Origin of the sequence: Mycobacterium appelbergii (genome assembly GCF_032883035.1) — a bacterium.
In the GTDB taxonomy this organism is placed as follows: Bacteria; Actinomycetota; Actinomycetes; order Mycobacteriales; family Mycobacteriaceae; genus Mycobacterium; species Mycobacterium appelbergii.
Genome location: NZ_JAMQTH010000002.1, coordinates 43,663 through 65,729, shown reverse-complemented (window position 1 = coordinate 65,729; position 22,067 = coordinate 43,663). Strand labels below are relative to the sequence as shown.

Genomic DNA, 22,067 nt, shown 5'->3' with positions numbered 1-22,067 from the left:
GTCAGCCCGCCAGGAACGCGGCGATCTCGGTGGCAACCCGGCGCCCCTGTGCCCGCCCGGCCTGCGCTGAGGGCACCCGGCACGCCGGGTCGAGCGGGTTGGAGCCGAACGCCGCCAGTGCGTCGTCATCGGCGAACACCGCCAGCGTGGCTCCGGGGAATCCGTCGATCTCCTCGGCCGTGCTCACCCCGAACGGAGCGGGCGCCGCGCGGCCGGACGGCACCAGCACGACCGCCGCGTCGCAGTCGTCGGCCAGCACCATGTTGACGCTGCTGCCCACCCCGCCGTCCATGTAGCGCCGACCGTCGATCGTGACCGGCGGCCAGGCCCCGGGCACCGCGCAGCTGGCCGCCACCGCGTCGACCAGGTCCACGCCCGAGGTGCGGTCGAAACCGACCAGCTCACCGGTGGCGATGTCGATCGCCGAGATCCGCAGCACCCGCCGCGGCCAGTCATGGGCGGGTAGCCGCTGGGCGATCACCTCGCGGCGCACCGCCTCGTCGACCGTCGGGGTGTCCAGCGCGATCTGACCGATCCGCTGCAGCTTCTGGGCCATGGTGGTGTTCGGAGTCAGCATGGCGGTGATGAACAGCTCGGTGATGCCGTCGAGTCCGACACCCGGATCGATCTCGGCCGAGGCGGCGCCGACCTGCCGTTCGAACAGTTCGCCGAGGCTGCGGCCACTGCCCAGCTGGGCGGCGACCGCCGACCCCGCCGACGTGCCCACCAGCACATCGCTGCTCAGCAGCGCGTCTGCGGTGCCGGGATCCTCGTCGGCGATGCCCCGCAGAACACCTGTCTCCCAAGCAATTCCGGCGACTCCCCCACCGGCGAGCACCAATGCGCGTTTTGACGTCACGCGTCGAGTGTGCCAGGGCTACGGGTGCTGCGAGGCGGCCGCCTGCGCGGTCAGTTCCTCCACCCGGAGTTGACGGCGCGGCGGATCGCCGAAGACCAGCTTCCGGGTGATGTCCAGGCCGGCATCGACGTGGACCAGCTCGCCCGGGGCGATCAGCTGCCAGTGTTCGCCGTCCATCGGTTCGCTGGCGAACACCACCGCCGGCTGTGAGGTCAGGTGTTCGGACTCGGCGCGGATCCGGTGGCTGCGCAACTGCAACCGCCGGTCGGCGACATCGCGGCGGTCCAGCAGATACAGCTCGTGGGTTTCCGGATAGCGCAGTGCCCAGCTGTCGGTCGCGGTGCTCAGCAGAAGATTCACCGCATACAGCGGGGAGTTCTCGGCCAGCCAGCCGACGGCGTCGACGATGCCGGCGCCGACGTCGCCGTCGCGGGCCCGGATGGCGGCGGTGATCAGCGCGAAAACCCGTTCGGAGTCGGTCTGGCCACCCACCAGTTCCTCGACACCCATCTCGCGTATCCGGGCGTCGAGCTCCTCGAGTCCCCCGACGACCCCGTTGTGCGCGAAGATCCGGCCGTCCTGCAGGAAGGGGTGGGTGTTGGCCACATCGAGTGCCCCGGTCGAGGCATATCGGACGTGCGCGACGAATGTCGTCGCGGTGACGTGGTGGGCCTCGGTGGAGAACTCGGAATCCTGCCACGCCGCCACCGGCTCTTTGTGCAGCACCGGATTTCCCGTGGCGTCGAAGTAGCCCAGCCCGGTGCCATCCGGGTTGCGTCTGCTCTGTGCGAGGAGGTTGTCGGGCGCGTCCAGCAACCAGAACGTCGCGGTCACCGGCTCGGCGCCCGCGTGCAATCCGAACAGCCGGCACATGGTGCCGATAGTATCCGGCAAAGGAAGGGAGCGACATGACAACCGACTTGGGCGCCACCATGCGGGCCGAACGCTTCTATGCCGAGACCAAAAGAGTTGCCGTCGAGGATGTTCCGATACCCCAGCCGGGCCCGGGTGAGGTCCTGGTCAAGGTGGCGTTCTGCGGCATCTGCCATTCCGACCTGAGTTTGATAAACGGCACCTTTCCGGCCCAGGTGCCGGTGGTGACCCAGGGGCACGAGGCGTCGGGCACCGTGGCCGCTCTGGGTCCGGGTGTCACGGGCTGGTCAGAGGGCGATCGGGTGATCGTTGCCGCGGGCAGGCCCTGCATGGAGTGTGCGAACTGCCGGCGCGGCGACACCGCCAACTGCATGCGTATCCAGCTGATGGCGTTCGCCTATGACGGGGCGTGGGCCGAATACACCGTCGCGCAGGCAGCCGGGTTGACCCGGGTGCCCGACAATGTGCCGCTCGAACAGGCCGCGATCCTCGCCGATGCGGTGTCGACGCCGTACGGCGCGGTGGTGCGCACCGGCCAGGTGGGCATCGGAGAGTCGGTCGGGGTGTGGGGTCTCGGCGGAGTGGGCACCCACATCGTGCAGTTGGCGCGGCTGGTCGGGGCGGTTCCGGTGGTCGCCGTCGACATCAAGCCCGAGGTGCTCGAGCGCGCCGTGGAGTTGGGCGCCGACTATGCGTTCGACGCTCGTGACGAGGAGTTGGGCGAAAAGATCGCCGAGGTCACCTGCGGCCGCGGGCTCGACGTGGCGTTCGACGCGGTCGGGCTGGCCTCGACGTTCGAGCAGGCGTTGAGCCGGCTGACCGTCGGCGGCCGGCTGGTGGCGGTCGGGATGAGTGCCGAGAGTCCGACGGTGGGTCCGACGTCGATGTTCGGCCTGACCCAGAAGAAGGTGCTGGGCCATCTCGGCTACCAGAACGTCGACATCTCCACGCTGGCGACGCTGGTGTCGCTGGGCCGGCTGGACCTGTCGCGGTCGATCAGCGAGGTGTTGCCCCTCGAAGACATCGCGGTCGGCATCGACAAGCTCGACCGGCAGGAGGGTAACCCGATCCGCATCCTGGTGCGGCCGTGACGGTCAGCGCAGTTGCGGCGCCGCCTTCGCACTGAACAACGGCAGGTCAAGGTAGGTGGCGATGCCGGGCTCGGCCGCACACACCGCGTGGACCGAATTCACGCAGTGCGCCGCGGTGGCCACGACGCCGGGTTCCGGGCCGGCCTCACCGACCTCGCCCTGGAACCCTTTGATCACCACGGAGAAGTCCGGGTTGCCGCGCACTTCCATCTCGTAGCGCTGGCCTTCCGGACCGAAATCCCATGGCGGGTCGAGGTTTTCCTCACCCATCAACCAGTTGACGGTCACCCTGACCACCACCTCGTCGCCGACCAGGGCCTCCCAGTGGAACTTGCGTCCGGCCACCTGTCCCGGCTGGATCGGGCCCAGCGGCGAATCGATCGGCGCTGTCGCGACCGCAATCTCCTGGCGGGTCCGGATGTCCGGGTCGGCTTTCGGACTGCCGCTGAAGCCGATCTGATCGGTCAACATCTTGACGGCCTGGATGAAGCCGCCATCGAGCAGCTTCTGCATCGGCCCGGACAACGCCTTCTCCGGCACTTCGCCGAAGCCCATCACGTGCCGCAACACATCGGGCGCCTCGTAGGTTCGCAGATCTGAGAACTCCTCGGCGCGAACGAATGTCACGCCCGTCGACATCACCGAGAACAGCAGCGGGAACTTCTCGCTGATGCCGCCGGGCGCGATGCCGGTGCCGTGCAGGGTGACGTCGCCCTCCCGCGCGGCCTCACGCAGGGGTGCGGCCTGCTTTTCACTCGGATACACCCAGCCGACCGGGGTCACCACGTTCTTGCCGGACCGCAACAGGGCGGCGACCTCGTCGGGATTCGGCAATAGCGGCGCGTAGATCACGGCGTCGGCTTCCAGCCGCAGAATGTCCTCGATGTTGTTGGTCGCGATGACACCGAGCGGCTCACCCCCGATGAGGTCGCCCACGTCGCGGCCGTTCTTGGCCTCCGAATGCACCCAACAGCCGACCAGCTCCAGGTCGGGGTGGTCGAGCACGCCTTTGATGGCCGCCACGCCCACCCCTCCGGTGGCCCATTGCACGACTTTGAGCGTCACGGTGCACCCCTCCCACGGGACTAGAACGCGTTCTACTTATCTCTACACGAAGTGGGCCGCTATCTGTATCTTTCAGGCCATGGCTAACAAAGTATTCGTCGTCGGGGTGGGGATGACGAAGTTCGAGAAACCCGGCAGGAACGAAGGCTGGGACTATCCGCAGATGGCCAACGAATCCGGTACCAAGGCACTCGAAGATGCCGGCATCGCGTACTCCGAGGTTCAGCAGGGCTACGTCGGCTACTGCTCCGGAGACTCGACGTCCGGCCAGCGCGCGCTCTATGAGCTCGGCATGACCGGCATCCCGATCGTCAACGTGAACAACAACTGTTCCACCGGGTCGACGGCGCTCTACCTTGCCGCACAGACGATTCGTGGTGGCCTGGCCGACTGCACGATTGCCCTGGGCTTCGAGAAGATGCAGCCGGGTTCGTTGGGCGGTGGCGCGGACGATCGCGAGTCGCCCTTGGGACGGCATGTGAAGGCCCTGGCCGAGATCGACGAGTTCGCGTTTCCGGTGGCGCCGTGGATGTTCGGTGCGGCCGGCCGCGAGCACATGAAGCAATACGGCTCCACCGCTGAGCATTTCGCCAAGATCGGTTACAAGAACCATAAGCACTCGGTCAACAACCCCTACGCCCAGTTCCAGGAGCCTTACAGCCTTGAGGACATCCTCGGCTCCAAGATGATCTCCGACCCGCTGACCAAGCTGCAGTGTTCCCCCACCTCCGACGGGTCGGGCGCGGCGATCGTGGCCAGTGAGGCATTCGTCGACAAGCACGGGCTGGCCGGACAGGCCGTCGAGATCGTCGGGCAGTCGATGACCACCGACTTCGCCTCCACCTTCGACGGCAGTGCCAAAAACGTCATCGGCTACGACATGAATGTTCAAGCCGCCAGGCAGGTTTACTCGCAGTCGGGCCTTGGCCCGGAAGACTTCCAGGTCATCGAGCTGCACGACTGCTTCTCCGCGAACGAGCTGCTGCTGTACGAGGCCCTGGGACTGTGCGGTGAGGGCGAGGCCCCGTCGCTGATCGACAAGGACGACACCACCTACGGCGGACGCTGGGTGGTCAACCCGTCAGGCGGGCTGATCTCCAAAGGCCATCCGCTGGGAGCCACCGGCCTGGCGCAGTGCGCCGAGCTCACCTGGCAGCTGCGTGGCACCGCCGACAAGCGTCAGGTGGACAACGTCAACGCCGCGCTGCAGCACAACATCGGGCTCGGCGGGGCGGCCGTCGTGACGGCCTACCAGCGCGCCGAGCGGTAGAACCTTCCCGCGAACCTTCCCGCGAACCTTCCCGCGAACCTCCCGCGAGCAGACGCGCCGGTACCCTTCGGACGCGCATTTGGGGTACATACGCGTCTGCTCGCCGGGGAAATTTGCGCGGAAACTAGCCGGTCAACATCCCGTCGATCAGCCGTCGCAACACCTGCCTGATCTCCTTGCGGGCTCGCTTCGGGTCGTCTGCGGTGGCGATGGCCATGGCAGCCTCGTCGAGCGCCCCGATCAGCACGTGGGCCAGTGACCGTACCGGCAGCTTCGCGAGCTGACCGGCTTTGATGGCCTCGGTCAGCAGTTGCTCGGTCATGCCGAGGCTGTAGCGCTGCGCGACGTCGCGGAACCCGGCCCAGCCGAGCACGCTCGGCGCGTCAAGCAGGATCAGCTGGCGCACCACCGGGTCACCCGAAACCTCGAGCCAGGCATCGACGGCCGCCCGCAGCGCGTCGGCCGGCGTGGCCGCCCCCGACGCTGCCACCAGGGTCGCCATGCGATTCATCACGTCCTGCTCCACCACCTCGACCACCTCGAGGAAAAGGGCGGCCTTGTCGGCGAATTGGTGATACATCGCGCCGCGGGTCACGCCCGCTTCCTTGGCGATCTCGGGCGTGCCCACCTCGGCGTAGCCACGCTCGCCCCACAGCTCGCGGGCGGCCGTGATCAGCGCCTCGCGGGTGGCCGCGGAGCGCTCCTCCTGAGTACGTCTCTTGATTTCCATACACCCTGTTGGTAAGTTACCGGCAGCCTGTTTGTATCTGCGATATCGAGTTGGGAGTGCTCCATGTCGACCATTGACATTAACGCCGGAACCATCCATTACGAAGAAGTCGGCCCCGAACACGGCAGACCGGTCGTGTTCGTGCACGGTTATCTGATGGGCGGCCAACTGTGGCGCCAGGTCAGCACACGGCTGGCGGCACGCGGGCTGCGGTGCATCGCCCCGACCTGGCCGCTGGGCGCCCACCCGGAACCACTGCGTCCCGGTGCCGACCGGACCATCTCCGGCGTCGCGCGCATCGTGGCCGACGTGCTCGCAGCGCTCGACCTCGAAGACGTGGTGTTGGTCGGCAATGACACCGGCGGGGTGGTGACTCAACTCGTCGCAATCCATCATCCCGAACGCGTGGGCGCGTTGACACTCACGAGTTGCGACGCGTTCGAACACTTTCCACCGCCCATACTCAAGCCGCTGATCGTGGCCGCCCGGTCGAAGGCGGTGTTCCGGACCGCCGCTCAGGCGGTGCGGATCCCGGTTGTACGCAGACGCGCCTACGCGGGGCTGGCACATTCGAACCTCGACGCGTTCACCCGTGAGTGGGTGCGCCCCGCATTGTCGAATCCGGCTGTCGCCGAGGATCTTCGACAGTTCACCTTGTCGCTGCGAACCGAGGTCACCACCGCGGTGGCGAGGCGACTTCCCGAGTTCGACAAGCCGACGCTCATTGCATGGTCAGCGGACGACGTGTTCTTCGAACTCGGTGACGGCAAACGGCTGGCGGCGACCATCCCGAACGCACGGCTGGAAGTCATCGACGGGGCACGCACATTCTCCATGGTCGACCAGCCGGACCTGTTGGCCGACCTGCTGTCGACGATCGCCGTGCGCGCATAGTCGGGGCGGGTGCCACTTCCCCGCCGAGCAGACACATATGTACCCGAAAATGCGCGCTGACGGGTACCGAACTGTCTGCTCGCCGGGAAAGCCGACGGGAAAACCGACGGGGGAACCGACGGGGAACTAGAGGGTGACCACCTCATACTCACCGTCGGCGTAGCGGGCCCGGATGGTCTTTTTGTCGTACTTGCCGACGCTGGTGCGCGGCACCTGATCGACGAATGTCCACCGTTCCGGCAGCCACCAGCGAACCACTTTGTCGGCCAGGAATTCTCGCAGTTCTTCCGGGCTGGCGCCGGCGCCCTCGTGCAGCACCACCACTGACAGCGGGCGTTCCTGCCAGCGGTCGTCGGGCACCCCGACGACGGCAGCCTCCAGCACGGCCGGGTGGGCGATGAGGTGGTTCTCCAGCTCCACCGACGAAATCCACTCGCCACCGGACTTGATGACGTCCTTGGCGCGGTCGGTGAGGGTGACGTAGCCGGACTCGTCGATCACGCCGACGTCGCCGGTGCGCAGCCAACCGCTCTCGAACTTCTCGGTGTCCCGGTCCAGATAGTACGAACCGGTGATCCAAGGCCCGCGCACCTCCAGCTCGCCGACCGCCGTACCGTCGGCGGGCAGTTGATTGCCCTCGTCGTCGACGATGCGGACCTCGACACCGCACATCGGCCTGCCCTGGGTGGCCCGCATCTCCCAGTGCCGCTCGTCGGACACGCCGGCAAGCGGCTTGGCGACCGTCGCCAGGGGTGAGGTCTCGGTCATCCCCCACGCCTGCTGGATGTACACGCCGTGCTGTTCCTCGAACGCCTGCATCAGCGAGACCGGCACCGCAGAACCACCGCAAGCCACGAGGCGCAGCGACGAGATATCATGCCCCGGAGTCTTTTCCAGGGTGATCATCACGTCGTTCCAGATGGTCGGGACGGCGCCGGCCAGGGTGGGCCGCTGCGATTCGATCAGCTCGATCAGCGAGGCGCCGTCGAGGAACCGGTCCGGCATCACCAGATCGGCGCCCGCCATCAGCGCGGCATAGGCCAGACCCCATGCATTGGCATGGAACATCGGCACGATGGGCAGCACCACATCGGCGCTGCTCACGTCGAGCGCGTTGGCCGTGCAGGTGTTCAGCGCGTGCAGGTAGCTCGAACGGTGGCTGTAAACAACACCTTTCGGGTTACCGGTGGTTCCGCTGGTGTAGCACATGGCGGCGGCGGAATTCTCGTCGACCGCGGGCCAGTCGAACTGGGCGGGCTGGGCGGCCAGCACCTCGTCATAGCGCAGCACCGTCTTGCCCGACGCGGTCAACGGCGCCAGGTCGCCGTCACCGGCCACGATCACGGTGTGCACGGTGTCCAACAGCGGCAGCACCGGCGCCAGCAGACCGACCAGCGAGACGTCGGAGATGATGACGCTGTCTTGCGCTTCGTTGGCGATGTAGGCGATCTGCTCCGGCGATAGACGGATGTTCAGCGTGTGCAGCACCGCACCCATGGCCGGGGCCGCGAGGTAGGCGACGAGGTGTTCGGCGTTGTTCCACATGAACGTGCCGACCCGCTGATCACCGGTGACGCCGAGTTGGCGCAGCGCATGCGCCAGCCGGGCGGCCTGCTCGCCGACCTCCCGGTAGTTGATGGTGCGGTACCCGCCTGCTCCGGTGGCCGTGGTGACGGTGCGATCGGCGTTCACGCCGCAGGCGTGCCGCAGGATCGCGGTGATCGTCAACGGCCAGTTCTGCATAGTGCTGTCCACGGGCGCGATGCTAGCTGCGCCGGAGCCGCGCGTGGGGAGATTCCGCTCCCGGCGGGGTCATCGCCGAGGTTCGAGCAGGGTGAGGTCGACGATGGCGGGGACGCTGTCGACGCCGAGATAGCCGGGCAGCACCTCGCCGAACTGCTCGACGGCCTCGCCGAACCGGGTCCGGTACCGGTTGAACAGCGGCACAGCCAGAGCGACGGTGACGTAACTGACGCCGTCAGTGGTCAGCGTGTCGCACAGTTGACGCCAAAGCTGTTCCATCACACCGGTTTTACGATGCCGACGACTGACTGCATGGCTTGCCAGGTCGACGACGCGCGTGGGCGATACGGTGGCGAAGAACGCCTGCCAGTCCCGGTGGATCATGTTCGTCGGGCCCAATGCGCTCAAGGGGTAGGCCCCCGCCTCGCACACGGTGCTGAAGCTGTCGATGCCGAGTTCGGGGTCACACCGCAGCGCCCGCAGGATCGCCACGGCCTGCTCGTCACGGTCAAAGCCGACGAAGAACTCCGATGACTGCTCCCACCGCCGGTACCGGCACATCTCTGTCGCCGCGTCGTCTTCGCGGGTGGTGTATCCGTTCTCCAGCCCGAAGATCTGATATTCCCAACGCTTGGCGCTTGCGAACCGCTCGTCAGTGCTCTCGATCCGGTCGATCTGCAACACCTGTGTCGGCACGTTCCGTTCCCCTCCCCGCCGTGAAATGCCTGAATCCCAAGCAACATAAAACAAGTCGTGCACAGCGATGGGGGCTCCGTTTTGCGGCCGGACACGTATCGCAGTGGCCTACCGGTTGAACTGTCGCAATCGCAGCAACACCGCAACACCCACAAATGCGGCTGCAGGACGCAGCTGCGCACATCCTGAGCCCTTTGCTGCCGGCGTTTCGGAACCCGTGCAGAAATTCATCTCACCGGGATCGGGAACGAATTGAGTTTCCGAAACGATGTATGGAGAGGATGATGGCCGGAAACGACAGAAGAGGTGCGGTCAATGCGCGTGAAGTGGTCCCTGGTTGCAGTCTCGGTGGCTGTGTTCGGGGTGATCGCCGCGCCGGCCGGACTCGCGTCGGCCGAGGAATCGGCACAGCAGGTCATCAGCCGGCTGCAGTCCGAGGGCTACACGGTCAACATCGACCGCATCGGGACGGCGCCGCTGGACAAGTGCGTCGTGACCAGCGTGCGCAACCCTCAGCAGGTCTCCCAATTGGTGCCCTACGTCGGCCCGGGCCTGGGCGGCGACCGGATCCTGGTCCCCGAGGTCACCAGCCAGACGGTGTCGGTGTCGCTGAACTGCCAACGGTGACCGCGGGCAGCTGATCAGCTCAATCCGACCGGTGTCGGCCTCGGCGCGGTTCGGCGGGAGCGTCCGAGAGGGCGTAGAGCTGTGGGATGTTCACCACGATCGCCTCTTGGGTGCTGCGGGCGATCACGACGACCGCCTCAGTGTCGGGGTCGGGATTCTCCTCCCGGTGCGGAACGTACGGCGGGACGAACACATAGTCGCCCGGCGCGGTGTTGATCCGGACTTCCCCGATGCCGTCGTGGAACACGAACACCGGGTTTCCGCTGCGGACGAAGATGGCCGTCTCCGACTCACCGTGATGATGGTTCGCTGACAGGGTCGACGGCGAGACGTGCGTCTCGCCCATCCAGACGCGCTCGGAGCCGACCGACTGGCCACTGATCGCGGCGAGTCGCCGCATGCCGTCGGTCTGGGCCGTCGCCGAGCTGAGATCCCCGGCTTTCACGTGATACACCCGCGTGCGCTGCGCAGCCGGTATCGCCGTGGTGCCCGTCAGGTCCGGATGGAACGCGTCGTGGCGACTCATATGCGGTCGAACGTGTCGGGGTTGGGGCCGGTTCGGCCGGCTTCGCCCTGGTCGAGGGCCACCAGCGCTGCGATGTCGGCCGCCGAGAGTTCGAAGTCGAACAACTCGAGGTTCGAGCGCATCCGTTCGGGTGACACCGATTTCGGCAGCACGATGTCACCGCGCTGAATGTGCCAGCGCAGCACGACCTGCGCGGGTGAGCGGCCCACGGTCTCCGCGATCCGTCCAACCGCCGGATCATCGAGCACCCTCCCCTTGGCGATCGGTGACCAGGCCTCGGTGGCGATGCCGTGCTCGATTCCGTAGGCCCTGGCGGCCTCGTTGCCGAAATACGGGTGAACCTCGATCTGGTTGACCGCGGGCACGGTGTCGGATTCCTTGGCCAGCCTGTCGAGGTGTTCGGGTTGGAAGTTCGACACGCCGATGCTGCGGGCCCGGCCGTCGGCGGCGAACTCCTCCAACACCTGCCAGGTGGAGACGAAGTCGCCGTCATAGCGCGTCGGCAACGGCCAGTGGATGAGGAAGAGATCGACGTAATCGGAGCCCAGCGCGGTCAGGGTCTCCTCGAATGCGCGCCGTGCGTCGTCGGGCCGGTGGAAACCGTTGTTGAGCTTGCTCGTGACGTAGACCTCGGCCCGGTCCACGCCGGCGTCGCGAATGCCCTGGCCGACGCCGCTTTCGTTGCCGTACATCTGCGCGGTGTCGATGTGGCGGTAGCCGACCTCCAGCGCGCTGCGCACCGCGGTCGCCGTCTGGTCGGGTCCGATCTTGAAGACCCCGAAACCCACCTGCGGGATCTGAGTGCCGTCGTTCAGTTCGATCGCTGGAATCATGAGTTGATTCTCCCCCTGGTGGATGTGGTGCCCGTCCCCAGGATTGCCGTCGAAGCCGACTTTGTCGACACGGCTGGTTGCGGCGCCGGTGTTGCTGTGCCGAACAACTACTTTCGCGGAAGCTGGCGCGTCATCCGTTCCCGGACCGGGGCGTAGTGCGCGCTGATCGCCTTCCGCAACTGATCTGCGTCCCCCATTTCGATCGCATCGAGGATTGCCACGTGCCCGTCGACGGTCTCCTGCAGGTCATCGGGTGGGCCCAACGACCGGGAGGCCAGCGCATGCACGTCCCAGAACGCCCCCGTCATACCCACCGCCAGGGCGCCGCTGGTCTCCATGAGCAGCAGATGGAACTCGCGGTCCTCGGCGGGGAACTCCTCTCCCCTGGCGGCTTTCTCTGCCATCGCCTCGGTGAGCCGGCGCATGCTCAGTGCCGCCTGCGGGGTGAGGCGGTCCATGATCTGTCCGGCGAGGCTGGTCTCGATCAGCTCGCGGAAGTCGACGAGCTCGGCGAAAACGTGTAGGCCGTCCTCGGCGTTGAGCATGCCCCGGAACGCCAGCGATTCCACCATGGCGCGGAAACTCAACTGTCCGACGTAGGTGCCGTAGCCGTGACGGACCTCGACGATGTCGAGCGCGGACAGCGTCTTGACGGCCTCCCGGATGCGGGAGCGGCTGACGTTGAGCTGCTGACTGAGTTCGTTTTCGGTGGGCAGCGGATCACCCGGGGAGAGGTGATTGGTGAGGATGTACTCCTTGATGCGGCTGACCACGGTTCCGCCGCCGAGTTCGCGGGGAGCAACCAGGCTCGCTACATCATGTTGCATCGACAGATCCGGTCCTTCCAGCTCTCACACACCGCCGGTCGGGTCAGCGTCCCGGCCGTAGCAACGAACGTACTACATCAGATGTCCACCGATGAGGAGCAACCGCGCTACCAGGCCGACCCCGAGCGCTTGTGTTGCACGTCACGACGCCCTACCGTCTACACGACATAGGACATCCGACATCCGACGTTCAAGGGAGAGCGATGTGGTGAGCGCGGTCAGCAGAAGCGCCGAGGAACCCAGCGTGTGGTACCGGCAACTCTCCCGGCGACAGTGGAAAGCCTTTGTCGCTGCCTGGCTCGGTTATCTGCTTGACGGCTTCGACTTCGTGATCATCACGCTGGTCCTGACCGAGGTCATCGGCGAGTTCGGGCTGACGCCGGTGATGGGCGCCACGCTGGTGTCCGCCGCGTTCATCTCCCGCTGGTTCGGCGGCCTGGCGCTGGGTGCGTTCGGCGACCGGTTCGGCCGCAAGAACTCGATGGTCCTGAGCATCACCCTGTTCTCGGTGGGTTCGGTGCTGTGCGCACTGGCTCCGGGCTACTGGGTGCTCTTCGGCGCACGGCTGTTGATCGGCCTCGGAATGGCCGGAGAGTACGGCTCCAGTTCGACCTACGTCATCGAGTCCTGGCCGAAGACCATCCGCAACAAGGCTTCCGGATTCCTGATCAGTGGCTTCTCGATCGGCGCCGTCCTCTCGGCGCAGGCGTACCGGTTCGTGGTACCCGAGTGGGGTTGGCGCGCGCTGTTCGCGATCGGCCTGGTCCCCATCGCGCTCGCGCTGTGGCTGCGCCGCTCGCTGCCGGAGTCCGACGATTGGGAGGAGGCCCGGGCACAACACCGGGCAGGCACCCGCACCGCGGCACCCGACATGTTCAGCACGCTCTACAAGGGCCGCCGATCGATCATCAACGTCGTCTCAACGCTTCTGGCCTTCGGCGCGCTGCTGCTCATCTTCACCCACACCGTCGGCAACGCCCTCGGCGTGGCCGCGCTGGCCGTCCTCGCCGGGGCCGTGTTCGTATCGTTCATGGTGCAGTTCGAGGGCACCCGCTGGCCGACGGGGCTGACGGTGATGCTGATCATCTTCACCGCATTCCTCTACTCGTGGCCCATCCAGGCCCTGCTACCGACCTACCTCAAGACCGACCTCTCTCTCGACCCGGCACACGTCGCGAACATCTTGTTCTTCTCCGGCTTCGGCGCCGCCGTAGGGTGCATCGTCGCCGGGTTCACCGGGGACCGGTTCGGCACCCGGCGCGCATATTGGGTGAGCCTGGTCGTCTCACAGGTCCTGATCTTCCCCGTGTTCCTGGTAGGGGGCGGCAACCTGTTCCTCCTCGGACTGCTGTTGTTCCTGCAACAGGTGTTCGGACAAGGGATCTCGGGTCTGCTGCCCAAATGGATCGGCGGCTACTTCTCGGTCGACAAGCGGGCCGCCGGGCTCGGATTCGCCTACAACGTGGGCGCACTGGGCGGAGCGGTAGCCCCGGTCCTGGGCGCAGGCCTCGCCACGAAAATGCCCCTCGGCACTGCCTTGGCGGTGCTGTCCTTCGGGCTCACCGCGGTGGTCATCGTGCTGATCGGCATCAACGCCCCACTGCGTGTCCAACGACTGATCAAACCTCAGCATGTCTGGCCGACCGACAGCACCGAGACCATGCCCGAGCCCGCACCGATCAATACCCAAGAGCACCAACACATCAAGGAGCCACCAGCATGAACAGCGCCGGAAGACTCACCGGGGTCATTCCCCCCGTCGTCACTCCGCTCACCGAAGACCGCCGACTCGACGTCGAGTCCTTCGAGCGGGTGATCGACCGCCTGCTCACCGCCGGAGTGGACGGGCTGTTCGTCCTCGGCTCCACCGGCGAGGTCGCGTTCTGCACCGACACGATGCGCGCCCAGATCATCGGCGAGGCGGTCCGGATCGTCGCGGGCCGGGTGCCGGTGCTCGCCGGTGTCATCGACACGCAGACCGCCCGGGTGCTCGACCACGTCAAGGTCGCCCAGGACGCCGGCGTCGACGCGGTGGTCGCCACCGCACCGTTCTACGCCGTCACCGACACCCCGCAGATCCGGCGGCACTTCGAGATCCTCGGCAGCCGTGCCCGTATTCCGTTGTATGCCTACGACATTCCGGTCTGCGTGCACACCAAGCTGGACTCCGACATGCTCGTCGACCTCGGCCGCAGCGGTGCCGTGGCCGGGGTCAAGGACTCGTCGGGCGACGACATCTCGTTTCGTCGCCTGTGCCTGAAGAACCGTGCCGCAGGTGAACCGCTGACGTTGCTCACCGGCCACGAGTTCGTCGTCGACGGTGCCTACCTCAGCGGTGCACACGGCGCCGTCCCCGGCCTGGCCAACGTCGATCCCGACGGATATGTGCGTCTGCACCGGGCGTTGGCGGCCGGGGACTGGGCCGCCGGGCGCACGGAGCAGGATCGGTTGGCCGCGCTGATGGAGATCTGCCTGTCTGCCAAGGGGGTCACCGGTTGGGGTGCCGGCGTCGGGGCCTTCAAGACTGCGCTGATGTTGCAGGGCGTCATCGCCACCAACCAGGTCCCGGAACCGTTCGACGCGCTGACCGGTGACGACGTCGACGCCGTCCGCACCATCCTGGCCGCGGTAGGTCCCCGCGAGCTGAGCCCCGCCCCAAGCGGCCGATGACCGAGGCCGCCACGATCGGTGTGGACCTGGGCGGGACCAAGACGGCCGCCGCCCTGGTGCTTCCCGGAGGAGACATCGAACTCTGTTGCACCGCAGCCACACCCGCGGGCAGTGGTCCGATCGCGATGATCGACAACCTGAGCGCGCTGGTCACCGGAATCCGGCACAAGGCCGCGCAGAGCGGCTTGCCCGCGCCGGTCGCCATCGGGATCGGGTCGGCCGGGGTCATCGACAGCGACCACGGCATGGTGCTCTCTGCCACCCATAACCTGTCGGACTGGGGTGGCACACCACTTGCCGAACTCGTATCGGCGCGGACCGGCCTGCCGGTGCGAGCCATCAACGACGTGCATGCGCATGCGATCGGCGAGGCCACCTACGGCGCGGCGCGGGGCCTGCACAGCGTGCTGATGGTGGCCGTCGGTACCGGAGTCGGTGGCTCGTTCATCCTCGACGGCGCTCCCCTGGGCGGGGCCCGGCACGCGGCAGGCCATCTGGGCCATACCCCCGTGCCGGAAGCCGAGGGCCTGCTGTGCACGTGCGGACGGACCGGGCACCTGGAGGCAATCGCCTCCGGGACCGGACTTCTCGCGCTGCATCGACGCCGCGGCGGGGCGGCGCCCGACACCCGCCGGATCGTCATGCTCGCCGAATCGGGCGATCCGGTCGCGCTGGAATGCCTCACCGTCTCGGCCACGGCCCTCGGTCGGGCCATCGGTGGTTGGGTCAACCTGCTCGACCCGGACGCCGTCATCCTCTCCGGCGGGCTGGCCGAATCGGGTCAATTGTGGTGGTCTGCCGTCACCGACGCCGCCAACCGCGAGTACATCGATGCCGTCGCAGGCTGCCCGCTGCTACCCGCGCAACGCGGGGCGCACGCGGCAATCCTCGGCGCGGCCGCATACGCCCGGGCCGCCTGAAATATGGTCCTACCCAGGAGATCAGCCATGCCCAACCCGATCCAAGCCCTGGCCGGCGGACTGATCGTGTCCTGCCAGGCTTACCCCGGCGAACCGCTACGCCATCCCGAAACCATGGCTCAGATGGCCGAGGCGGTGGTGGCGGGTGGCGCAATCGCCATTCGCGCCCAGGGATTGGCCGACATCTCATTCATCAAGGGCCGCACCGCAGTTCCACTGATCGGCCTCTGGAAAGACGGTCGCGACGGGGTTTTCATCACGCCCACACTGCGCCACGCCACCGCCGTGCGGGACGCAGGCGCGGACATCGTCGCGCTGGACGGCACCCGCCGCCCGAGGCCAGATGGCCTCACCCTGGCCGAGACCATCCGAGGGCTACGGGCAAGTGCCCCAACACTGGTGATGGCCGATTGCGCATCACTCGACGACGCCCTGGGCGCCCATGATGCCGGTGCCGACATCATCGGCACGACGCTGGCCGGATACACCGGTGACCGGTCCCCGACCGACGGCCCGGACCTGGAACTCCTGGCACAACTGGTCACTCATCTGCCCGAGATACCGATTGTGGCCGAGGGGCGCGTGCACACCCCGGCGCAGGCCCGTGCCGCGCTCGACGCAGGCGCCTATGCGGTCGTCGTCGGTACCGCGATCACCCACCCCACCACCATCACCGGATGGTTCCGGCAGGCGCTCACCGCGAGCAATCCAGCGACACCGTGATGGTGCGCCGGACGACGACCGGCACCAGGTCGAAGTCCCGCTTGCCGTTCTTGCCGAAACGCTCGACTCGGATGAGTTTGGTCTGGGTCTGCGGGTTACGGACGCTGGTCACCGTGCATTGATCCAGTGGCGCACTGCCGACCCGGTCGACGTTGACGTGATACCCGTCGGCCTCGAGCTGGCCGATCGTCACGATGGGTGTCTCTGCCGCAGCAGGTGCGGCCGGCGCCAAGATGGTTCCCACTGCCACCGCGGCTGCAGCCAGCATGGCCGATGATGCGCGCATGGCCTGTCTCCCTTGTTTTCCCGTATAGCTTTTCGGTGAATCGTTCACCTTTGTTACGAGTGGGAGCGGGAGACGGTTCAACGCAGAAAGGCCCAGCCGGGATCACCGGCCGGGCCTTGTGCATCTGCTACACGCGGGCGGGTTCCTGAGTGACCGCCGGACGGTCGTCGACCATCGTGAGTTCGTCGAATGGATCGTCGCCGCGCAGCACCGCGTCGACCTTGTCCTTGTCAATGGTCTTCGTCCACGAGCCGACCAGGATGGTGGCCACCGCGTTGCCCGAGAAGTTGGTCACCGCACGCGCTTCGGACATGAACCGGTCGATGCCGACGATCAGGCCGACGCCGTCGAGCAGGTCGGGCCGGTGGCTCTGCAACCCGGCGGCCAGGGTGGCCAGACCGGCACCGCTGACCCCCGCCGCGCCCTTGGACGCCACGATCATGAACACCAGCAGACCGATCTGCTCGGTCACCGACAGCGGATCGCCCAGCGCGCCTGCGATGAACAGCGAAGCCATCGTCAGGTAGATCGCAGTGCCGTCGAGGTTGAACGAGTATCCGGTGGGCACCACCACACCGACCGTGGTGCGATCCACGCCCAGATGTTCCATCTTGGCGATCAGGCGGGGCAGGGCCGACTCCGAGGACGAGGTGGACACGATGAGCAGATACTCGCGGGCCAGGTAGCGGACCAACTTGAAGATCGACACGCCTGCCGCTACCCGCATCAGCGTGCCCAGCACACCGAATACGAACACCACGCAGGTGATGTAGAACCCGAGCATCAGGGTCAGCAGTTGCACGACGGCCGTCCACCCGGTCTGTCCGACCACGTTGGCAATCGCACCGAAGGCACCGATCGGGGCCAGCCACAGGATCATGATCAGCACCTTGAACACCAGCTTCTGCAGGTGTTCGATGCCGCGCAGAATCGGCTCGCCCGCGGTACCCATGGCTTGAAGAGCGAAGCCGACCAGCAGCGCGACGAACAAGGCCTGCAACACGCTGCCTGCGGTCAGCGACGAGAACAGGGTCTCGGGAATGATGCCTTGCACGAAGTCCATCAGGCCGCCGGCCTCATGAGCCGTTTCGGCCAACTCGGCGCCCTTGCCCGCGGTCGCCTCCGTCAGGTGCATTCCGGTGCCCGGGTGCATGATATTGCCGACCAGGAGGCCGATGGCCAGCGCGAACGTGGACATCACCAGGAAGTAGACGAACGCGAGGCCGCCGACCTTGCCGACGGTGGCCGCCTTGCGGACCGAACCGATGCCCAACACGATCGTGCAGAAGATGACGGGCGCGATCATCATCTTGATCAGGTTCACGAACATGGTGCCGAGCACGCCCACGCTCTTGCCGACCTCGGGTGCCAGGATGCCCACCGCGACGCCGGCCAGCACCGCGACGATCACTGCGATATAGAGCCAGTGCGTACGATCGCGACGTCGCGGCGGATCCGTATCCGGATCCGGTTGACGGTCCAGGGTGACGCTCATCGGACTTACCTCCAGGTCGACATCGAATGTCCTCTGCAAGTAGGTTCGGCCAATGCGTGACTCAGGTCACGTTTTAGTTCATTACGTTCACATAACCCGGAGGTCGCCGTGGCGCGGTGGTGGCGCACGCTGCTGGGCCGCTCGCGGCCACGATCCCTGGCCGGGCAGGCCATCGCCCTGCAGGTCCTCGTGGTGGCGGTGGTGGTGCTCGCCGGGACCGCGTTGGCCCTGCTGGATGCCCGCCATGACGGCGAGGCGGCCGCGCGTCAACAGGTCATCGGGATTGCCACCGCACTGGCCGATTCACCGTCGACAGCCGAGGCCATCCAGTCGGGCAGGGCGACGGAGATTCTGCAGCCGGTCACCAAGGCCGTACGGGAAAGCACCGGCATCGCGTTCATCACGATCATGGCCCCGGACGGCGTCCGCTTCACCCACACCGACCCCGGCGAGATCGGCGGGCACTACCTGGGAACAGTCGAGCCGGCGCTGCGCGGGGAAACCTTCACCGAGGTCTATACCGGCACGCTCGGCCCTTCGGTGCGGACGATCACGCCGGTGCGTGACCGGGACGGCTGCATCGTCGGATTGGTGTCCGCCGGTATCACCCAACAGACCCTGGCACAGCGTTGGCGCGCGCAGATTCCGGTCATCGCGGCGGTCACCGCTGCCGCGCTGGGCGTTTCGATGGTCGGAGTATGGGCGATCCGGCGCAGGCTGCTGCGTCAGACCCACGGTCTCCGTCCCGACGAATTGCGCGTGATGTACGACCATCACGACGCGATCCTGCATTCGGTGTCCGAGGGATTGATCGTGTTGGACCGCGGCGGCGTGGCGCTGGTCAACGATGAGGCGCGGCGCCTGCTGGCGTTGCCGTCCGGGCCGGTGAAGCTCGCGGACCTTCCGGAGTTCCTGCAGATCCATGCCCCGGGGGCCCGGGACGAGTTGCATGTCACCGACGACCGCGTGCTGGTGGTCAACCGGTCCGGGGTGGTCGGTTCCGGCTCCGGCGGGCAGGAGCGAGGCGACCGCGGGGTCGACTCCGAAGTGGTCACCGTGCGGGACCGCACCGAATTACAGGGAGCCCTGGGGGAACTCAGCTCACTGCAGGTGCTGGCCGACTCCCTGCGGGCGCAGGCGCACGAGTCGGCCAACAAACTTCACACCGTGGTCACCATGGTCGAGATGGGCCGCGCCGAGGAGGCCGTCCGCTTTGCCACCAGTGAACTCGAACTGTCCCAGCGGCTGGTCGACCAACTCTCGCAGGCCGTGGACGAGCCGGCGCTGGTGGCGCTGCTGCTCGGCAAGGCCGCGCAGGCCGACGAGCGCGGGATCGCGCTGACCGTCACCGAGGACACCCAGTTGTCCACCGATGCCGTGTTGTCCGGGCAGGAAATGGTCACCGTTCTCGGTAATCTCATCGACAATGCGATGGATGCCTGTGACCGCGACGATCCGTGGATCGAGGTCACAGTGACCCAGGACGACACCGAGTTGTTGATCAGGGTGGCCGACAGCGGAGCGGGCATGGATGCCGCGGCATTCGACCAGGCCATGCAGCGTGGCTATTCGACGAAAGCCGGTGACACCACGGGCCACGGTCTCGGGTTGGCCCTGGTGGGACAAGTGGTCAGCAAGCATGGTGGTGCGCTGCGCGCCGATGTGACGTATGGGTCGGTGGTCACCGTGACGGTTCCGCGATGAGCGCTTGCGCGAAGAGCCGAGGGCCCCGATGAGCACCCCACCCATCCGCGTCCTCATCGTCGAGGACGATCCGCTGATCGCCGAGGCCCACCACACTTATCTCCGTCGGCTGGAAGGGTTTTCGGCCGCCGCGGTGGTGCACACCGCCCGTGACGCGATGCGGGCCGCGAGTGAGGCCGCCGCCTCCGAGCAGCCGATCGACCTGGTGCTGCTGGATCTCGGGCTACCCGATGCCAGCGGAATCGCATTGGCGTCGGGCTTGTCCGGGCTGAGGCCGGCGCCCGACATCATCGCGATCACCTCCGAGCGTGATCTGGAGATGGTGCGCGCCGCGGTGGCCCACGGCGCGCTGGCCTACCTGCTGAAGCCGTTCACGTTCGCAGCATTCCGTGACCGGTTGGACCGCTACCGCCGCTACCGGTCGGCACTGCCCGCCGGGACTGATGCCGCCAGCCAGGCCGAGGTCGACCGTGCGTTGTCCGAATTGCGGGTGGCTGCAGACAAATCCGTCGCGCCCAAAGGCGCCGCGCCACAGACGACCGATGAGATCGCCCGCGCGGTGCGGGACCGTCCCGACGGGCTGACCGCCGACGAGGTCGCCAAACAGGTAGGGGTGTCACGGGTGACGGCGTGGCGGTATCTGGAACGTCTTGCCGACGACAACACGCTGACACGGAGCACCGAGTACGGCAAGGCCGGCCGTCCTCGCACCCGTTATCAGTGGCGCTGACGGCGGTGGATCAGGCGGTGCCGGGTCAGGCGCTGGCGATCTCCAGCACCGGCAGCCGCGGCATTGCCACGGGCTCGGCGGAGACCAGCTGTGAATACAGCGCGGGCAGCGAGGCTGCCACGTCGAACGCATTGACGTGACCGGCGTAGTCGGCGATGTAGAGCCGGGCGCCGTCGGGGCGCACCGCAACGGCCGCGGGCTGGGCCTGCACGTCGATGCTGCCGAGGATCTCGTAGGTCAGGGTGCACAGCACCGTGACCCGGTCGTAGTCGACGATGTAGGCGCGCGTGGCATCCGGGCTGAGCATCAATTGCGTGGGGGCGCCGCCGGTTTCGACGCTGCCGACGACGGTGCCCGCGGCCAGGTCCACGATGTTGACCACACCGCGACGGGCGCGGTCCGAAGTCAGGACGTAGGCGATACCGTCCGCGCCCAATGCCAGGTCACGGATCGGCGCGCCGATCCACACGGTCGACTCGACCTGAGCGGTCTCGGCGTTGACGGTGACCAGGCGGCTGCCACGCGCATCCGAGGTCGCGGCGTAGAGCCGTGTGCCGTCGGCGTCCACATGCAGCGCGTCGAGGTTGATCCCGATGCCGGTCGCGATGTCGATAGTGCCGACCCGCTCGGCGGTGGTGTCGATGACCGCGATGTCGACCCGGCCCTCGCCGGTCCGGCCCGCGAACACGCGCTTGCCGTCGGGGCTGGTCGCCAGCGCGGTCACGCTCAGCGCCAGCGGATACTCGGTCAGCACCACACCGGTGATGGTGTCGATCTCCACGATCGCGTCGTGGCCGGCCGAAGAGGTGCTGACGTAGGCGCGGTCGTAGGCGGCGGCGATCGCGAAGGGCTCACCCTCGACGCGCACCGAGCCGACGACGCCCAGCGTCGCCGGGTTGATGACGGTGATGCTCCGGGTGCCGCAGTTGGTCACCACGATGGTTTCCCGGTCGGCATCGACGGCAATGTCGCCGATCGGACCACGGCCCACGGTGGTCAGGCCGGCCACGTCGACGTCGTCAAGCGCACCGTCGAAAGTCACGCTGCCGTCGGTCGCGGCGTCGGGAGCGGCGTCGCGCCGCAGCACGCTGCTGACAGCGCGCAAGAAGTTTTTTGCCATGCTTATCGGCACCTCCGCCGGTGTGACATACACCGGCTGTAGATTCCAGGGTTTAGCTGCGCCAGGGTGACGCGGTTGAGACGAGTCTAGCGACCAAAATCGAGCCGTCGGGACAGCTCGCCAGCGAATCAGCGAAGCCCGGCGATGAATTCTCAGGGTGCACTTAGAAAAGTCTTCGTTACCCACTCGTTATTTTCGAATAGCTATAGGTTACGTGCGGATTACCTGGCGGTATACCGACACTGGCAATGGCCACGTCGTTCCCTATAACCGATATCGCCACAATAGGCTCTTACCCTTCCCGAGGAAAGTGAGCGCCAAATCACACCGCGACACGCCAGCAAACATTTCATATTGCCCGTGCCGTGGATGTGTCAGCAGCGTA

At 66.8% G+C, this 22,067-nt stretch carries 22 protein-coding genes; 10 read left to right on the top strand and 12 right to left on the bottom strand.

The window, feature by feature from the left end:
• Nucleotide 1: 1 nt before the first annotated feature.
• Both M1247_RS04590 and M1247_RS04585 read right to left on the bottom strand, forming a co-directional pair.
• A complete protein-coding gene (locus M1247_RS04590; RefSeq protein ID WP_317155099.1) occupies nucleotides 2–859 on the bottom strand; it encodes a patatin-like phospholipase family protein in 858 nt (285 codons plus the stop codon).
• Nucleotides 860–877: 18 nt separating this feature from the next.
• Nucleotides 878–1,732, bottom strand: coding sequence for a class II glutamine amidotransferase (locus M1247_RS04585; RefSeq protein WP_317155098.1), 855 nt, complete (start codon nucleotides 1,730–1,732; stop codon nucleotides 878–880).
• Nucleotides 1,733–1,779: 47 nt separating this feature from the next.
• On the opposite strand from M1247_RS04585, the gene M1247_RS04580 reads away from it, so the two are divergent.
• On the top strand, nucleotides 1,780–2,823 hold the full coding sequence (locus tag M1247_RS04580) for a zinc-binding dehydrogenase (protein WP_317155598.1): 1,044 nt from the start codon (nucleotides 1,780–1,782) through the stop codon (nucleotides 2,821–2,823).
• A 3-nt stretch (nucleotides 2,824–2,826) separates the two neighbouring features.
• Here M1247_RS04580 and M1247_RS04575 read toward each other — a convergent pair whose 3' ends face one another.
• A complete protein-coding gene (locus tag M1247_RS04575) occupies nucleotides 2,827–3,888 on the bottom strand; it encodes an NAD(P)H-dependent amine dehydrogenase family protein (RefSeq protein ID WP_317155097.1) in 1,062 nt (353 codons plus the stop codon).
• A 79-nt stretch (nucleotides 3,889–3,967) separates the two neighbouring features.
• On the opposite strand from M1247_RS04575, the gene M1247_RS04570 reads away from it, so the two are divergent.
• Nucleotides 3,968–5,158 carry a lipid-transfer protein gene (locus tag M1247_RS04570; RefSeq protein WP_317155096.1) on the top strand — a complete coding sequence of 397 codons (1,191 nt, stop codon included), beginning with the start codon at nucleotides 3,968–3,970 and terminating at the stop codon, nucleotides 5,156–5,158.
• A gap of 124 nt (nucleotides 5,159–5,282) precedes the next feature.
• Here M1247_RS04570 and M1247_RS04565 read toward each other — a convergent pair whose 3' ends face one another.
• The gene (locus M1247_RS04565; RefSeq protein ID WP_317155095.1) at nucleotides 5,283–5,888 is read right to left on the bottom strand and encodes a TetR/AcrR family transcriptional regulator; all 606 of its coding nucleotides are present in this window, start codon (nucleotides 5,886–5,888) and stop codon (nucleotides 5,283–5,285) included.
• Nucleotides 5,889–5,951: 63 nt separating this feature from the next.
• On the opposite strand from M1247_RS04565, the gene M1247_RS04560 reads away from it, so the two are divergent.
• The gene (locus tag M1247_RS04560) at nucleotides 5,952–6,782 is read left to right on the top strand and encodes an alpha/beta fold hydrolase (protein ID WP_317155094.1); all 831 of its coding nucleotides are present in this window, start codon (nucleotides 5,952–5,954) and stop codon (nucleotides 6,780–6,782) included.
• A 126-nt stretch (nucleotides 6,783–6,908) separates the two neighbouring features.
• Here M1247_RS04560 and M1247_RS04555 read toward each other — a convergent pair whose 3' ends face one another.
• Nucleotides 6,909–8,537: a long-chain fatty acid--CoA ligase gene (locus M1247_RS04555; protein ID WP_317155093.1), complete on the bottom strand. Its 1,629-nt coding sequence runs from the start codon at nucleotides 8,535–8,537 to the stop codon at nucleotides 6,909–6,911.
• A gap of 57 nt (nucleotides 8,538–8,594) precedes the next feature.
• Complete coding sequence (locus tag M1247_RS04550) at nucleotides 8,595–9,221, bottom strand: hypothetical protein (RefSeq protein ID WP_317155092.1); 627 nt, start codon at nucleotides 9,219–9,221, stop codon at nucleotides 8,595–8,597.
• Nucleotides 9,222–9,536: 315 nt separating this feature from the next.
• Between M1247_RS04550 and M1247_RS04545 the strand changes: the two genes are divergently transcribed.
• A complete protein-coding gene (locus M1247_RS04545; protein ID WP_317155091.1) occupies nucleotides 9,537–9,848 on the top strand; it encodes a hypothetical protein in 312 nt (103 codons plus the stop codon).
• Between the two features lie 19 nt (nucleotides 9,849–9,867).
• Here M1247_RS04545 and M1247_RS04540 read toward each other — a convergent pair whose 3' ends face one another.
• The 3 genes from M1247_RS04540 to M1247_RS04530 form a co-directional block, all read right to left on the bottom strand.
• Complete coding sequence (locus tag M1247_RS04540; RefSeq protein WP_317155090.1) at nucleotides 9,868–10,374, bottom strand: cupin domain-containing protein; 507 nt, start codon at nucleotides 10,372–10,374, stop codon at nucleotides 9,868–9,870.
• A complete protein-coding gene (locus M1247_RS04535) occupies nucleotides 10,371–11,207 on the bottom strand; it encodes an aldo/keto reductase (RefSeq protein WP_317155089.1) in 837 nt (278 codons plus the stop codon). The genes M1247_RS04540 and M1247_RS04535 overlap by 4 nt, the downstream gene beginning before the upstream one ends.
• 107 nt (nucleotides 11,208–11,314) lie before the next feature.
• Nucleotides 11,315–12,034, bottom strand: a complete 720-nt coding sequence (locus M1247_RS04530; protein ID WP_317155088.1) for a FadR/GntR family transcriptional regulator — start codon at nucleotides 12,032–12,034, stop codon at nucleotides 11,315–11,317.
• A gap of 208 nt (nucleotides 12,035–12,242) precedes the next feature.
• Between M1247_RS04530 and M1247_RS04525 the strand changes: the two genes are divergently transcribed.
• From M1247_RS04525 to M1247_RS04510, 4 genes are read left to right on the top strand one after another with little or no spacing between them, the layout of a single operon-like run.
• A complete protein-coding gene (locus M1247_RS04525) occupies nucleotides 12,243–13,757 on the top strand; it encodes an MFS transporter (protein ID WP_317155087.1) in 1,515 nt (504 codons plus the stop codon).
• A complete protein-coding gene (locus tag M1247_RS04520; protein ID WP_317155086.1) occupies nucleotides 13,754–14,704 on the top strand; it encodes a dihydrodipicolinate synthase family protein in 951 nt (316 codons plus the stop codon). The genes M1247_RS04525 and M1247_RS04520 overlap by 4 nt, the downstream gene beginning before the upstream one ends.
• Nucleotides 14,701–15,624 (top strand): ROK family protein, encoded by a 924-nt coding sequence (locus tag M1247_RS04515; RefSeq protein WP_317155085.1) that lies wholly within the window; start codon nucleotides 14,701–14,703, stop codon nucleotides 15,622–15,624. The genes M1247_RS04520 and M1247_RS04515 overlap by 4 nt, the downstream gene beginning before the upstream one ends.
• A gap of 27 nt (nucleotides 15,625–15,651) precedes the next feature.
• Complete coding sequence (locus tag M1247_RS04510) at nucleotides 15,652–16,347, top strand: N-acetylmannosamine-6-phosphate 2-epimerase (protein WP_317155084.1); 696 nt, start codon at nucleotides 15,652–15,654, stop codon at nucleotides 16,345–16,347.
• Here the strand turns inward: M1247_RS04510 and M1247_RS04505 are convergent.
• Together M1247_RS04505 and M1247_RS04500 are read right to left on the bottom strand one after the other, a co-directional pair.
• Entirely contained in the window at nucleotides 16,319–16,633 is a 315-nt protein-coding gene (locus M1247_RS04505) for a hypothetical protein (protein ID WP_317155083.1), read from the bottom strand. The two genes, M1247_RS04510 and M1247_RS04505, sit on opposite strands and share 29 nt — an antisense overlap.
• 127 nt (nucleotides 16,634–16,760) lie before the next feature.
• Nucleotides 16,761–18,128, bottom strand: coding sequence for a cation:dicarboxylate symporter family transporter (locus tag M1247_RS04500; RefSeq protein ID WP_317155082.1), 1,368 nt, complete (start codon nucleotides 18,126–18,128; stop codon nucleotides 16,761–16,763).
• Between the two features lie 132 nt (nucleotides 18,129–18,260).
• Here M1247_RS04500 and M1247_RS04495 point away from each other — a divergent pair, with 132 nt between their 5' ends.
• Both M1247_RS04495 and M1247_RS04490 read left to right on the top strand, forming a co-directional pair.
• Complete coding sequence (locus M1247_RS04495; RefSeq protein WP_317155597.1) at nucleotides 18,261–19,832, top strand: sensor histidine kinase; 1,572 nt, start codon at nucleotides 18,261–18,263, stop codon at nucleotides 19,830–19,832.
• 28 nt (nucleotides 19,833–19,860) lie between these two features.
• The gene (locus M1247_RS04490) at nucleotides 19,861–20,562 is read left to right on the top strand and encodes a response regulator (RefSeq protein ID WP_317155081.1); all 702 of its coding nucleotides are present in this window, start codon (nucleotides 19,861–19,863) and stop codon (nucleotides 20,560–20,562) included.
• Between the two features lie 25 nt (nucleotides 20,563–20,587).
• Here M1247_RS04490 and M1247_RS04485 read toward each other — a convergent pair whose 3' ends face one another.
• A complete protein-coding gene (locus tag M1247_RS04485; protein WP_317155080.1) occupies nucleotides 20,588–21,682 on the bottom strand; it encodes an MmpL3/TtfA transport complex stabilizer in 1,095 nt (364 codons plus the stop codon).
• Nucleotides 21,683–22,067: the final 385 nt, after the last annotated feature.

Bases quoted from the DNA above. Each gene is read 5' to 3' on its own strand.
- M1247_RS04585 (WP_317155098.1), bottom strand. From the start codon at position 1,732: ATGTGCCGGCTGTTCGGATTGCACGCGGGCGCCGAGCCGGTGACCGCG.
- M1247_RS04570 (WP_317155096.1), top strand. From the start codon at position 3,968: ATGGCTAACAAAGTATTCGTCGTCGGGGTGGGGATGACGAAGTTCGAG.
- M1247_RS04565 (WP_317155095.1), bottom strand. From the start codon at position 5,888: ATGGAAATCAAGAGACGTACTCAGGAGGAGCGCTCCGCGGCCACCCGC.
- M1247_RS04560 (WP_317155094.1), top strand. From the start codon at position 5,952: ATGTCGACCATTGACATTAACGCCGGAACCATCCATTACGAAGAAGTC.
- M1247_RS04545 (WP_317155091.1), top strand. From the start codon at position 9,537: ATGCGCGTGAAGTGGTCCCTGGTTGCAGTCTCGGTGGCTGTGTTCGGG.
- M1247_RS04540 (WP_317155090.1), bottom strand. From the start codon at position 10,374: ATGAGTCGCCACGACGCGTTCCATCCGGACCTGACGGGCACCACGGCG.
- M1247_RS04535 (WP_317155089.1), bottom strand. From the start codon at position 11,207: ATGATTCCAGCGATCGAACTGAACGACGGCACTCAGATCCCGCAGGTG.
- M1247_RS04530 (WP_317155088.1), bottom strand. From the start codon at position 12,034: ATGCAACATGATGTAGCGAGCCTGGTTGCTCCCCGCGAACTCGGCGGC.
- M1247_RS04520 (WP_317155086.1), top strand. From the start codon at position 13,754: ATGAACAGCGCCGGAAGACTCACCGGGGTCATTCCCCCCGTCGTCACT.
- M1247_RS04515 (WP_317155085.1), top strand. From the start codon at position 14,701: ATGACCGAGGCCGCCACGATCGGTGTGGACCTGGGCGGGACCAAGACG.
- M1247_RS04510 (WP_317155084.1), top strand. From the start codon at position 15,652: ATGCCCAACCCGATCCAAGCCCTGGCCGGCGGACTGATCGTGTCCTGC.
- M1247_RS04505 (WP_317155083.1), bottom strand. From the start codon at position 16,633: ATGCGCGCATCATCGGCCATGCTGGCTGCAGCCGCGGTGGCAGTGGGA.
- M1247_RS04500 (WP_317155082.1), bottom strand. From the start codon at position 18,128: ATGAGCGTCACCCTGGACCGTCAACCGGATCCGGATACGGATCCGCCG.
- M1247_RS04490 (WP_317155081.1), top strand. From the start codon at position 19,861: ATGAGCACCCCACCCATCCGCGTCCTCATCGTCGAGGACGATCCGCTG.
- M1247_RS04485 (WP_317155080.1), bottom strand. From the start codon at position 21,682: ATGGCAAAAAACTTCTTGCGCGCTGTCAGCAGCGTGCTGCGGCGCGAC.